The sequence below is a fragment of the Thermoleptolyngbya oregonensis NK1-22 genome (assembly GCF_032705245.1).
GTDB classification, from domain to species: domain Bacteria; phylum Cyanobacteriota; class Cyanobacteriia; order Elainellales; family Elainellaceae; genus Thermoleptolyngbya; species Thermoleptolyngbya sichuanensis.
Window position 1 is genome coordinate 763652 of record NZ_CP053540.1, and the last position, 13628, is coordinate 777279.

The window sequence follows — 13628 nt, forward strand, 5'->3', positions numbered from 1 at the left end:
CCGCTGTTCTGGCAAGGGGTAGAGCGGTGAGTGGGGGCGATCGCCCTCCCTGCCTCCCCAGTTCGAGAATTCGCGATAAAGCTGAAAAGCGGGATGGTTTGAGGCGCTGTGCCTGGCCGTCCCGCTTTTCGTTCCCAAGTTTTAATTCAAGTTTTAATTCTCCAACTCGAATCGCTAAACCAGCGTCACCTGCTTCAGATGCTCCGCCAGACGGATGGCCATTGCTGCCAGCGTCAGCGTTGGGTTGGCGGCGGGCGACGAGGGAAATACCGACAGGTCGCAGACATAGAGATTGTCGTACCCCAGAAACTTGAGGTTGGTATCCACCACGCCATCGTTGAGCGCTACACCATCCTGTGTTTCGCCGCTCATTCGCAGCGTGCCGACTTCATGGGCAACGCCGCCCAGTCCGGCAGGCTTGAGGCTGAGGTCGTTGCCCACCAGTGGCTGTCCCCCCAGCGCGGCAATCAGCTGATCTTTGAGTCGATTCATCTCGGCAAACAGCGCCCCCTCCACCGGGCAGGGCTGCATCTGCACCACAGGTCTGACGTAGGACGGCCCCAACTGCCGCACGGTATTTTGCTCCATCAGCGGCGCATCCAGCAAAAACACGATTTCGCAGAGCATGACGTTGCCCCGCTCGCGCCGATGTCGCTCCAGCAGTTCCAGATCTACATAGCGCCCCTGGTTAAAGTCGGCCCCAAACTCCAGCACAATGTTGAACGGATTGGGCCCTTCGCGATATTGACACAGCACCTTGCTGGAAGACGTGGGGTCGTAAAGTTCTGCGGTGGCAGGCAGGACAAAATGCGTGAAGAAAATGGGATGGTCGGTAATGCCAACGCCGATTTTGCCGTTGGGGTCGCTGAGCCTGCTGAGTTGGGCGATTTTGGCGCTTTCGATTGTCCCTGCGGCAAGCACCACCTGTTTTGCCTGATAGCGGCGCTCTTGCTGAGCAATCAGGTCGTAGGCAACCACCTGCGTTACCGATGTGCCCGCCGTTTCGACCCGCACCACAGGATGGTTGAGGTTGATTGAGAGGTTTTGGTTGCCCTGGGGGCCATTGGTCAGCATCGACTCCATCAGCAAATCCGCCGTGGAGAACATGCCCGTGGGAATGGTGCTGAGGTCTTGCGTGTTGGAATATTGCACCGCCATTGGCGCATCGAAGTGGTTGAACTGGTCGAGGGTCTGCTGCAAAAAGCGCTTGACCCGGCGGCGATAGGGCGTAGGCGGCAGGGGCACGCGGTTCATCAGGTCTTCGGCCTGCTGATAGCCGCCGTCTTCTAGGAACCAGCGGACGCTGCGGGGCCAGGACTCCATTTCCCAGGTGGTCATGCGCGGAATCAGCCCGCCCCAAAAGAGCGATCGCCCACCCAGGCTAAAGGCTTGCCCACCGTCGAACTGAGAGCCATAGCCGTTGGCGTAATTGGTGACTTTGAACTCGTCGTAGAGACTCCAGACGTGCTTGTCAAACTGACCGATGCGGTGCTGGCGCGGCAGGTTGGCGGTGTGGGTGGGAAATAGGTAGCTGCCCGCCTCCAGCACCAGCACGTCCATTCCCCGGTTTGAAAGCTGATCCGCTAGGATGCCGCCGCCAATGCCAGAGCCAATCACAATCACGTCAAACAGGTGCGCCTCGTCCAGGTTGGGCGGAAAGAACATCTGCTGGACGTGCCCATTTTCCACCACCATTTCCTGAATCGGCGGAAACTGGATATCTGGCTCTTGATAGAAAAAGTTGCTGCCTGCCTGGGGCTGAATAAACCGATCGGCTCCGGTCATCCAGTAGGTGCGCTCCAGCACAAACTTGAACGTAAGACCGTTGGGATACCGGGCTTCGGGCAGTTCAAACCGCCATTCGCCGCCGTCGTAGATGCCGGGGAGATCTTTGTCCCAGCCGTCGATGTTATTTCGCAACGTGACCAGGCGATCGGGGCGATAGTTGACGGTTCTAAAGCGGATGGTAAACATGGGGGCTTGTTTCCTCCAGAGGGATTGCGTAAAAAGGGAGCGCTAGCCAGCGATGAACCCTTTCATGCAGATCTCCAGCGCGATCGCCCCAAAATCCTGAAAGATAAGATAGCTCTATGTCAAAAAGCAAAGACATTCAACCCACCCCAACTTCAGGAGATCCTCAGCACTGCACGAAAGGGCGATCGCCCTTCCCAGACCTCCCGGATATGCTTACCCCAAAAATCGTGCTGAACAGATGTGCTAAGAAACAGGGCGACCATGCTTGGCGATCGCCCGTCCTATGCTGTAATATATTGCGCCATAGCTGTCGTGCGAGCAGCTTGTTTCCCCCGAAATTTTGGTCGTTTAGTCACCTACGGTGTCGGTAGATGCGGCAACATCTACCAACACCTGACCCCTCGACAGCCAGTGCCTGTCTCAGGGCTGCGTCCATTGTAGGCCGCCCTGTCCCAGCGCTTCACGTCCGTGGGCGGCCAACATTTCGGGGTTTCCTACCCCCTCGTTTCCTGGAGGAAACCCCAAATGCTGAAAATTCAATACACCTGGTCGTCCCCAATCTCGGAGGCGACCCAGTTTTCGCTGCCCCCGCTCACCTGCGAACTGCCCCACCGTCGCCGCCTGCGCCACTGCATCATCGGCCTCCCCGAAGACGCACAGATGGCGATTGACCGTCTGCATCTGCTCCGCTACGCCGAACGCTTCGAGTGGACGCACGCCCTGGATTTCCTACCCCACGGCATCGTCCTCGACGGTCGCCCCGGCGAAGTGCTGCGCTACCTCCACCGTGAAGTACGGAGCAACCCCAGCGCAACCGAGTAAGAACAGATAAGAGCGATTTTGGGTTTTGGATTTTAGCAGGGCATCCCTTCAATCCAAAATCCAAAATCCCCACTCCAAAATCCACGTAATTGCTCAACTAGGTTGACCTGAGCAGGGTCATAGCAGAAGATGATAAGCTTTTGCCATGAAGGAACTGCCCCCCCTCGATGGACTGAGCCATAGCGAAAAGGATGCCCTGATAAGCGGGCTGTGGCAGGAGTTGCAAACGTTGCGAGCGGAGGTGGAAAAGCTGAAGCAAAAACGGGTCAAGAAAACGTCAAAGAATTCGAGTCTGCCTCCATCTCAAGGCTTTAAGCCCAATCAGAGCCGTGTTCAATCAACTTCCGTCAAGGGTGAGGAAACGAGGCATCACCGCAATGGTGGGCGGACATTGAGCCAACAACCAGATCAAGTGGTGATAGCCCAAGCTAAAAGCTGTCCCCACTGTGGGGTCGAAGTTGACTTATCAATGCAGCGATTGAGTGGGATTTACGAGCGCATTGAATTGCCCCGATTGACCCCTCACATCACCCGAGTTGAACGCTACGGTGGGACTTGTCAGTGTTGCCAAAAGGCGTATGAGGCTCCGGTTCCAGTCGGATTAGAGCCAGGGTCTCCCTTTGGTACGAGTGTTGCGAGTCTAGTCACCTATCTACGCTACAGCCATGCTATCAGCTACCAACGGTTGAGCCACTTGATGGGCGACCTTTACGGTCTAAAGCTGTCGGAAGGAGCCATTGCCAATCTCTTGCAACGGGTGCAGGGGCAGCTAGAAACTCCAATTGCCAAGATTGTGGAACGTTTACGCAATGCTCGGCTAGTGGGTAGTGATGAAACCGGGGCGCGGGTGAATGGGAAAAACCAGTGGGAATGGGTGTTTCAAAACGACCAGGTGTGTCTGCATGTGATTCGTCCCACTCGTGGCAAAACGGTCATTGATACCGTGATGGCTGGGCATCAACCGCAGATTTGGGTGTCTGACTTATTCAGTGCTCAGGCAGCCCATCCAGCCCAAGACTGGCAAGTATGTTTAGCGCATCAACTGCGTGATTGTCAGTATGCGATTGATGCAGGGGATGATTTGTTTGCGCCCCGGATGAAACGGCTGTTGCTCAAAGCCATTGCCTTGCAACGGCGACGACAGATCCTTGCCACCTCGACCGTCGAACAGTATTGCGCTCGATTGGGTGGGTCACTCCGAGAGATTCTCAACTTGCAGCCCAAATCAGTCGAGGGACAAAGGTTGCTCAAACGCTATCAGAAGATTCACGCTCATCTGTTACTGTTTCTGACCGATGAGGCAATCCCGCCGACTAATAATGCAAGTGAACAGGCGTTGCGCTGGAGTGTAATCTTTCGCAAGGTGACCAACGGATTCCGCTCAGACTGGGGAGCAGAGTTATTCGCTCAGGTGCGTTCGCTGGTCAATACTGCAAAGCGTCAGGGCATTTCTGCCTTTGATGCCATTTCTCGTGCCCTTACCTCACATCAGTTCGATTGGCTATTGGGTTGAGTAATTACAAATCCACAATCTCTCAGCCTCGCTTGTCTAAAGCCTTTGTGAACCCATCTGCCTAACTCCCCAAAACAGGGGTATTATGCAGACAACTGTCAGCCTATTTCCCCAATTTGGGATCTTAGACAGACAATCGTCAGCCTATTTCCCCGATTTGGGATCTTAGACAGACGGCTGTCAGCCTAATTCCCCTCCTGGGGGTAGATAGGCAGACGGGATCAGTCTAATTAATAGTTAGACCGCAAGGTTATCCGTTGGGAGCAACCTAAAACTTCTCTATAGGCAGCAATGCTTAAGTGAGAAAAAGTTTCTAGTTAGGACTCAGCTAGGGTTTGCAAGTGAGGGCAATTACTGAGTACAAAATTTCAAGATTTTGAAAGTCTTACAAACTTACAGTAATTCTTCCGGTTATTTAGAGAAAAGCTCTGTATTGTAGAAGCAAAGAAAAACTAATCTATCTATTAGGTGACTCATGGAACCCTTAACTGTAACAGCACTAGCTTCGGTACTCATTTTCAAAGCGTTAGAGAAGAGTGGTGAAAAATTAGGAGAAGCTGCCGCTGATCAAATTAGCAAATTGATCAATATAATCCGTAGTAAGTTTAAAGAGAAGGGAGTTGAAGGAGTCTTGGCACAACTTCAAGAAAATCCCTCTGAAAACAATAAGTCAATGTTTCAGATGATGCTGGAAATGCAAACCTCACAAGATGAAACATTTGCCAAGAACCTGAATGAAGTAGTAAATGAATTGAAATCCAATCAACAAGTGAGCCAAACTTTCTTAAAGGGTATTGATGTCGTAGGTAGTGCTGAAATTGGTGATGTAGAGCAAACTGCTACATCAGGTGGTTCAGTAAAACAGGAAGCTGCTACCGATATGAAGATTGGCGGAGACCTAAAAATTGGTAATTTAAAGCAGCAGCAAGGCTAATCTATTTGTGTGAACGCTTCAATAATCTATTTCAACTTAAAGAGAACAGAAGATGGGCATTCCTGAAAAAGACTCTTTCACTCAGTCTGCCTTAAGTGGCGTTAGCGCAGGTGGCGATATCACTGTAGGAAATATCTCCCAGGAGGTCTTTGCTACTATACATAACATCGAGACGTGCATTGTCGAAATTTCTGCTGCTAAGGTTACTCAGCAAGAGCTAAAACTAGATTCACCGTATCAAGGATTGAAAAGATTTAATCTCAAAGACAGAGAGTATTTTTTTGGTAGGGATAAACTAATTGCTGAACTCTGCGAAGCCGTCAATCAAAGCAGTTTAAGCTTAATTCTAGGTGCGTCTGGGAGCGGCAAATCTTCTGTTGTGCGAGCTGGTGTAATTCCCGAATTAAAGAGATCCTTAAAAGCTCAAGCATTCTATGACTTTATCTTCACACCTGATCAAGATCCCTTTGATTCGTTATACCGATGTTTGCGTAGTGAGGAAAAAGACAAAAAGTTTAGCAAACAGGAAGCTGAAACAGCCCTAGAATCAGAACCAGACACTTTAAGCAAAGTAATAAGAAATCTCAGAAAAGGTGAGGAAAGATGGCTAATCTTTATCGATCAATTTGAGGAGTTGTTTACCATTTGTGATGATGATAAACGCGAGAAATTTATTTCAGGGCTGGTTCAGTTTGTTAGGTCTAAAGATAATTTTGTCAAGATTGTTTTGGCAATGAGATCTGACTTCTTAGAGCAATTTAGTTTCTATCCAGATTTCGCTGCAATTGCCCAGAAGAATATTCATTTAGTCAGTGAACTGTATCCTGATCAACTTCGACAGGCGATTGAGCAACCAGCAGCAAAACATGGAGTCGTATTTGAGGAAGGTTTGGTTGAACAAATCATTGACGAAGTTAAAGGACAGAAAGGATCTCTTCCTTTATTACAATACACTCTAGATTTACTTTGGAAAATTGAATGTCAAACTATTGGTGCTGATGGTCGGCTTGAAATTGCAGATCGCACTTTAAATAAGAGAACTTATAACGCTTTAGAGGGAGTAAGAGGTGCATTACAAAGTCGAGTCAACGAAATTTATAGTCGCTTAAACCAGGAAGAAAAAATAACTACAAAGCAAATATTTTTGAAACTAGTGAGATATGTTAATACTGGTTTGGGTGATAGACCAGTTAGCGAACGGGCTTATCAATCTGAGTTTTCGAGAGAGTCGGCAAAAAAGATTTTGCATGAACTTATTGATAACAATCTACTAATTAGCAGTAGTGAGTATTCTAAATCAGAAAAAAACAAGGTAATTAGTAATAAAGCAACTGTGGAAATTGCCCATGAAATCTTACTATTTTCTTGGGATGAGTTAAAACAGTGGCTTGAACAGGAAAAAGAAGCTCATATCCTTAAACACTGGTTAATGGCAGAAGTAAGAAAATGGTCAAAAGCCCGTGAGGAAGGTAATGAGTTAAAGGCGAAGCAAGAGCTTTTGAGAGGATCTAGGCTTTACCAGATTGTACAATTCCGGCTTCTGAATGCCTTTGAGAATGTTGGTGGCTTAGAAGAGGAAGAAATTAAATTTATTGATGCAAGTTTAGAAGAAGCTGAGCGTTTGAATGATGCGGAATTAACAAAGAAACATCTTGAAAGGAAAGATGCACTTGACAAAACAAACTGGCTATTAATTCCTTCGGCAGTAGTAAATCCAATTTCTGAATCAGCAGAATCAATCTCTAAGTCTATTGAAGCGATTTCTTCTAAAATTTATGAATGGTTGATTCAAAATTTTGAACCTCAAATAAATGACTCTGTACTTCATGCCATAAAGAATTTAGATAGACTTCCTGATCTCCAGGAAGTCATGAATAATTTTTTTGATGGGGTTATGAATAACTTTTTTTCTGAAGGATTTTCTAAGCTTGCCAAGTCTCACGTCGATTCATTCTATGATTCTCAAACTTTGAACAATAGAAATATTTCCCAAAAGAATTCTATAGATGTGATTAAATATTCGTCAGCTATTGATGGCATTTTAGGTGCTTTAACAGGCTTCTTCAGTTTGGAAAGTGCTCTGATTACTACCCCAATAGATATTATTAAAAGTTGGTCAATTCAGGTATATATCATATGTTTTGTAGCTCATGTCTATGGAGTATCTCCTACTAAGGAAGATGCTTTGACCATCCTTTTCTCTTCAGAACAAGAGGTGCTTAAACTATTTAAGGAAAAGGCAATAGCTAAGCGTTTCAGAAGCGCGGCAAGTCAAGATGCTCTCAAAGAGATAATGCGACGAATTGTTAAAGAAGCAGCAGAAGAGATTGTTAAAGCAGTTATTGGTAAGGCGGTAGACAAGTCTATTAGGAAATTTCTTGAGAAAATAGTTCCATTTGTTTTTGGGGCAACCCTTAGTGCTACTACATGTTGGTGGGATACTACGCAGACGGGAAAACGTGCAATTTTGTACTATGAGCTTCAGAGAGATTTGGAGTTTAGCAGCACAGATGTAAACATTTGAAGATCCAGAGACTCTGAACTTGGTATGTGCAAAGTTGACCTAGAAATTTGAGGACTTATAAAATCCAAAAGGCTAGAGAATAGCGGTCTAACAATTCGCTTGGAGCGGACTGCCGAGAGATCTTGGTGCTGAGTTCGAGCTTATTTGCAGCCGCTCAAGCGAACCGTTGTGCCGCTGAGTTATCGGTGGGGTTGCATCCGAGAGGTTATCGGTGGGAAAGCGATCGTTCTTAGCAGAGCAAGGTTATCAGGAGTGCAAAATCACTTGTCATTTACTCTATAAAGAAGATTTGATGAATTTTCCTGATTCTTCAGTGAAAATGCGGAAGTAGCTATGAATATTTGAATATCATTTGTCGTCAACCCTGATTTATGACCCTCTGCATCAACCCACGTTGCACACAGCCTGAAAATCCTGACAATGCCCAGTTTTGTCAGAACTGCCAGTCGGCACTCTTGCTGAAGCAGCGCTACCGCGCTACAAAAGTCTTGGGCGGAGGCGGTTTTGGTAAAACCTACGACGTGTCTGATTTAGGAACTCGCAACAAAGTCCTCAAAGTCTTGATAAACAACTCACCTAAAGCAGTGGAGTTGTTTCAGCGCGAGGCTGAGTTTTTGAGCACTCACAATTCAGCGGGAATTCCTAAAGCAGAGAAGGGCAGCTATTTCGTTTTTCAGCCACACGATGAGCAAGCCCCAGTTCATTGCTTGGTAATGGAGAAGATAGAGGGGATGAATTTGCGGGATTATCTCAAACAATTGGGACACCCCATTGATTCAGAGACAGCGAAACGATGGCTAGAAGAGCTTGCCCTTATCTTGCAGGAGGTTCATGGGCAGGGGGTTCTACATCGGGACATCAAGCCACAGAATATTATCTTCAAACCTGACTGTACATTGGCGCTTATTGATTTCGGTGCAGTACGAGAGGGAACAGGTACTGAGGTTGCAACAGCGGCAAAAGGTGGAACAGAGGTTGCGTCTCATGTGGCGGGTGGAACAAGTGTAGTATCAGCAGGCTATACGGCACCAGAACAGATGAATGGTGAAGCGCTGAAACAGTCCGATATTTATTCTTTGGGAAAGACATTCATCTTCTTGTTAACGGGAAAAGAGCCTTCGGAGATTTCCTACAATCCTCATGAGGATGTTTTACAGTGGCGCAAGTACGCACCAAATGTGGAGACGAATTTAGCAACATTGATAGATCAGATGACATCTATGCTGGTGCGACAACGTCCTGCTAGTATTCAAGACCTTTTGAAAGTGCTGAACTTCAAACAATCACCAACTACTCCGACCTCACCAAAACCAAAACCCACACCAAGTAGCCCTTCTAGTCAAAGCATACATCCTAAACCATCTAGTCCTCAGCCGCTCCCAACACCTCAACGAAAAACACCGTGGTTTGGAATTTTGGCTTTAGTCGGGGTTGGGATTGTCGGAATTGGAGCATTTGTAATCTCCCAGAATGCCAGTTATCAAAATCCAGTTTCAGATAACCCTGGCTCACCTAACCCAGTTGTATCTGATTATCCAAAAGGCACTTGTGGTAGTGGTGGTACAAGTTATCAGGTATATGTTGATGATCCATCCCAAAAAGATTACATCAGAAGCAATTTTTGCGGGGATGCCTGGATTAAAAACTATGAAGGGCGACAGGTTGTTCAAGTTGCCCAGTTTGGCAGTGAAACTGATGCTCAAAGCTTTGCAAATTTTCTGAAGCAGCAAAATGTTGTGAATGCGTTCTATGCAGCCAAGGCTTCAAGTGAACCAGTCCCTCCTGTGCCTCAACAGGTTAACAACTCTGCACCTTATTGCCGGGAGACTCTCAAGGCAGGCTGCCTTAATGATGATGGAACTGTAGCTGTCTATTGGGAATGTTTTGCTGATGGGCAACTTGAGCAAAGGATTGCCTTACCGCAAGGACAATTTCCTAATTCAGATCCGATTTATGCCCAAAATCACTGTAAAAGCTTCTGAAACTATTCATCGGTAAATCTATGACTCTTTGCATCAATCCATGTTGTGATCAACCTGACAATCCTGACAACGCCCAGTTTTGTCAGAATTGTCAATCGTCTCTTTTACTGAAGCAGCGCTATCGTGCTACAAAAGTTTTGGGTAATGGTGGTTTCGGTAAAACCTATGAAGCTGCTGATCTAGGAGTACGAAATAAAGTCATCAAAGTTTTGATTAATAACTCCCCTAAAGCAGTGGAGTTATTTCAACGAGAAGCAGAAGTCCTCAGTCAATTAGATAATCCGGGTATTCCCAAAGTTGAGCCAAACAGCTATACCGTCTTTCATCCTGCTGATGGACAAGCACCTGTTCATTGCCTAGTGATGGAGAAAGTGGAGGGTATGAACTTACGAGATTATCTCAAGCAACTCAGACATCCAATTGATTCAGAAACGGCTGAACGCTGGTTTAAAGAACTCGTGCTGATTCTGCAAGCAGTTCATGAGCAAGGCATTCTGCACCGAGACATCAAACCGCAAAATATTATCTTTAAACCTGATGGCAGTCTAGCCTTGATTGACTTTGGTGCAGTTCGTGAAGGAACTGGTACACAGGTTGCCACATCAGCCGCAGGCGGTGGTACCGAGGTTGCATCTTACATGGCAGCAGGAACCACAGTTAGCTCGGTTGGCTATACAGCACCAGAGCAAATGAATGGTCAGGTCTTAAAACAATCTGACTTCTACTCTTTAGGAAAGACCTTTATCTTCCTATTGACAGGAAAGGAACCCTCAGAAATTCCTTACGATGCTTATAATGATGGATTGAAGTGGCGAGAATATGTACCCAATGTAAATCAAAAATTGGCAGACTTGCTCGATAAGATGACAGCGACTTTAGTGCGTCAACGTCCGGCAGACTCTCAAGAACTTCTACAGGCATTAAACTCTAAGCAATCCCCTACCTTTTCGACTCCAGCGCGACCAGAGGCTAAACAAATACCAGTAACGCCTTCACCAGAAGGACAGCCTGTATCTACAAAACTTACATCATCTGCCAGCAAATCTGGCGGTATTTTTTGGAAGTGGTTTTGGTTATCTTTAGGAGGATTTATCACAGGTCTAATTGGTCTCTTCATTGTAGCAGTCATTTGCTCTGGTGTGACTGGCTGGGAATGGGATCAAGTGGTTACTTCGCGTTTTACATCTTCAGTAATGTGGGGAACATTTGGCTTGATTCTAGGAACATTTCAATGGTTTTCCCTGAAGCAGAAAATGCCAAATGCCAGCAGTTGGATTGGCGCAACAACTATTGGTTTTGTTATTTATGGTTCCCTTATGGCTTCTAGCGGCTATATGAGGAGCACATCAACTATCTCTACAGATCCTGTCCTTGAGATTGGTATCGGATTAATTGGTGGTGGATTAATTGGGTTGGCACAATGGTTAAACTATTTACGAAAACATTTTTCGCAAAGTGCTTGGTGGATATTGTTGGCGATTGCTTCGTCTTCTCTCGTTTCTCTGATGACTCTTGTAAGTCCCATTCTTGCTTTTGTGCCAGGAATTTTGATAGATCCCATTCTTTCAGGTTGGGGAATAAACCGCTTGTACAATCGGCATTCAAGAAATGCAAATAATACTTAACAGCTCAAAATGCGAAGCTACTATTTAGTAGCTCAGAAGTAAAGTGTATAACACTTAAATATGAATTAGATAGTATCATGACGAGCAATGTAGCAAATTTAAATCAGCTTTTTCAGGCAATGAACCAGTTCGTTTCTACTCGAACAAGCTATCGCTGCCTGACAGAAGTCAATCACGACCTGAAAAGGATTGCGCCACTTTTCAATGCTCGTCAGCTATCTGCACAAATATTCAGTCAATTTCCTCTCTTAGCTGAAGGAGTGCAGAATTACTTTAATGCTCATCAAGGTTTGCGACAGTTTTACAGTTCTACAATCTTAGATTTGCTAGTTAGTGCAACAGATGCTTCAAATTCTCAAGCTCCAACTCTGATTTTGAAGGACAATACTGTTGTTAAGCAATCAGAAGAACGATACAGGCTGTCTTCTAGTCAAAGCCTTCTCATAGGTCGGGATCTTCAACATCAAAACGATACTAGAATGATCCATATTCCATTGCCTATGTACAAAAAAGTTTCAGGTCGCCATGCTGAAATACAACCCGTTTCCAGCATTAGCTCATCTGTTCAATCATGGCAAATCTGCGACCTGAACAGTACCAATGGCACTTATATTAATGGTCAAAAAATCAAAGGGTGTCAAGTCTTACAACCTGGCGATAGGATCACTTTAGCTTATCCAACTGCAAGCGAGAAAGCTCCGGAGTTTACGTTTGAAGGGCAAAACATCGCTTCAACATCTGACAATCCTGACTCAAATCAGATTGATGCAGATTTCATTTTTCTGGTCATCCATCCGACTCAACCACTTAGCACATCTGAAAAGCAACTAGTCGATCGAGCTAGCAAGGCTGAAATCTCTGGTCTTGTGATTATTGCAGATGTTTCAGGGACTAAGCCCGAAGATGTTTCTAAAATCACGGAAAATCTTAGCTCCATTCAGGAATGGGGCGAGAAGAACTATCCACAACTAGCAGATAACCTAGATATTGTTGAGCTTCCGCTGTATTCCTTTTACCCCAATACTCCTTCTAAGCCGTTAGAACCCGCGATAGAACAAAGGTTTGTTGAATTCGCAACTCCTTTTATCAAACTTGCGAAGGAGCGAGGTATAGAACTATTGGCTAACCAGATTAGCAGAAAAATCCAGCCACAAATTCAACGAATTGACCAGATTTTGAGCGCTGCTGAAACAGCACTGAAAAATGATATGCAAAGATCTGAAGCTAGCTTAAAAGGCAGCTCCCTGGAATATTGGCATGATCGCTACATTAGCTCAAAAAAACAGGTAGAAGAATCAAGAGAAGATTTCTTCCGAGAAGCTAGAACTGTCTTCTCTCGACATAGGGAAGATTTTTCAGCAGACTTCGTACCTGGCAACCTTCTGCAAAAGACTGAAGATTTTGTTAATCAGCTAGAACCCGTGGTCAACAAGCTGAATGGACAGGTCTGTATTCAACTTCAGCCACAGAATCGACAAGATCTTCATACGACAATGATGTATTTCCTTCAATCTGAGCTGACCCAGTGGGGCGATCGACAGTGGGAAACTATATGCTACTCGATCGAAGGACAGGGTTTAGAAGGATTAGCGCGAAGGGCTTATCAACAACTCAACTTCTTGCCTGAGTTTGAGCTTGCAAACACATTTAACCCGCCTGCTGCCAGACTCGATTTTTCTAGTCACTTCAACACATCATTTACTGAAATAAAAGCTGATATCTCCTACGGCGAAAGTTCAGGAGATACGTTTGGTGGTATTGCCAGAATTGCTATGCTGTCAGCACAAGCTGCAATCAGCATCAGTGCAAGTGTGAGCGCAAGACAACCAGTGTCTCCTCATGCCGTGATGCAGGGAGCAAATGCTGCATCTGCTCTTGTAGGTCTAATTGGTGTTTCGATTAACCGACCTCAACAACAGAAACTAAAAATAGAACAGGTTGTGGACAGCTTAAGACGTACTACATCTAATTACTATAAAAACGTTGCCCGCTATCTTCTCAACCGCGTTGCTCAAGAAGTAGCTTCAGCGATTGAATCAGAGGATCGACGTTTTAGAAAAGCGAGAGATACTACTGATGAACAAGTTAGAAGATATCTCATGGAACTAGACAATATTTCGAGAGGTTACAAAACGCGACAAGAACTGCTCTCCAAAGACAGGATAGCCTTCGAGCAAATTCAGCGTTTGGGAGGGTGACGTTCTTTAAATCAGATCACTTTGTCAGAATGAGAAATTTTTCAGCTATCAGCATT

At 45.8% G+C, this 13628-nt stretch carries 8 protein-coding genes; 7 read left to right on the forward strand and 1 reads right to left on the reverse strand.

Annotated features, from left to right (window positions below; all coding sequences use genetic code 11):
* Positions 1-174: 174 nt before the first annotated feature.
* The gene (locus HNI00_RS03275) at positions 175-1974 is read right to left on the reverse strand and encodes a GMC oxidoreductase (RefSeq protein WP_316790653.1); all 1800 of its coding nucleotides are present in this window, start codon (positions 1972-1974) and stop codon (positions 175-177) included.
* 525 nt (positions 1975-2499) lie between these two features.
* Here HNI00_RS03275 and HNI00_RS03280 point away from each other — a divergent pair.
* The 7 genes from HNI00_RS03280 (at position 2500) to HNI00_RS03310 (ending at position 13572) form a co-directional block, all read left to right on the forward strand.
* On the forward strand, positions 2500-2796 hold the full coding sequence (locus tag HNI00_RS03280) for a hypothetical protein (protein ID WP_316790655.1): 297 nt from the start codon (positions 2500-2502) through the stop codon (positions 2794-2796).
* Positions 2797-2941: 145 nt separating this feature from the next.
* The gene (gene tnpC / locus HNI00_RS03285) at positions 2942-4309 is read left to right on the forward strand and encodes an IS66 family transposase (RefSeq protein ID WP_316788009.1); all 1368 of its coding nucleotides are present in this window, start codon (positions 2942-2944) and stop codon (positions 4307-4309) included.
* A gap of 475 nt (positions 4310-4784) precedes the next feature.
* Positions 4785-5243, forward strand: coding sequence for a hypothetical protein (locus HNI00_RS03290; protein ID WP_316790657.1), 459 nt, complete (start codon positions 4785-4787; stop codon positions 5241-5243).
* 52 nt (positions 5244-5295) lie between these two features.
* Positions 5296-7767, forward strand: a complete 2472-nt coding sequence (locus tag HNI00_RS03295; protein ID WP_316790659.1) for an ATP-binding protein — start codon at positions 5296-5298, stop codon at positions 7765-7767.
* A 371-nt stretch (positions 7768-8138) separates the two neighbouring features.
* Positions 8139-9749, forward strand: a complete 1611-nt coding sequence (locus tag HNI00_RS03300) for a protein kinase domain-containing protein (RefSeq protein WP_316790661.1) — start codon at positions 8139-8141, stop codon at positions 9747-9749.
* A gap of 20 nt (positions 9750-9769) precedes the next feature.
* Positions 9770-11374: a protein kinase domain-containing protein gene (locus HNI00_RS03305; RefSeq protein WP_316790663.1), complete on the forward strand. Its 1605-nt coding sequence runs from the start codon at positions 9770-9772 to the stop codon at positions 11372-11374.
* A gap of 77 nt (positions 11375-11451) precedes the next feature.
* Positions 11452-13572 (forward strand): FHA domain-containing protein, encoded by a 2121-nt coding sequence (locus HNI00_RS03310; RefSeq protein ID WP_316790665.1) that lies wholly within the window; start codon positions 11452-11454, stop codon positions 13570-13572.
* Positions 13573-13628 lie beyond the last annotated feature (56 nt).

Excerpts from the sequence above, each read along its gene's own strand:
- HNI00_RS03300 (WP_316790661.1), top strand. The coding sequence starts at position 8,139 with ATGACCCTCTGCATCAACCCACGTTGCACACAGCCTGAAAATCCTGAC.
- HNI00_RS03275 (WP_316790653.1), bottom strand. The coding sequence starts at position 1,974 with ATGTTTACCATCCGCTTTAGAACCGTCAACTATCGCCCCGATCGCCTG.
- HNI00_RS03310 (WP_316790665.1), top strand. The coding sequence starts at position 11,452 with ATGACGAGCAATGTAGCAAATTTAAATCAGCTTTTTCAGGCAATGAAC.
- tnpC (WP_316788009.1), top strand. The coding sequence starts at position 2,942 with ATGAAGGAACTGCCCCCCCTCGATGGACTGAGCCATAGCGAAAAGGAT.
- HNI00_RS03280 (WP_316790655.1), top strand. The coding sequence starts at position 2,500 with ATGCTGAAAATTCAATACACCTGGTCGTCCCCAATCTCGGAGGCGACC.
- HNI00_RS03290 (WP_316790657.1), top strand. The coding sequence starts at position 4,785 with ATGGAACCCTTAACTGTAACAGCACTAGCTTCGGTACTCATTTTCAAA.
- HNI00_RS03295 (WP_316790659.1), top strand. The coding sequence starts at position 5,296 with ATGGGCATTCCTGAAAAAGACTCTTTCACTCAGTCTGCCTTAAGTGGC.
- HNI00_RS03305 (WP_316790663.1), top strand. The coding sequence starts at position 9,770 with ATGACTCTTTGCATCAATCCATGTTGTGATCAACCTGACAATCCTGAC.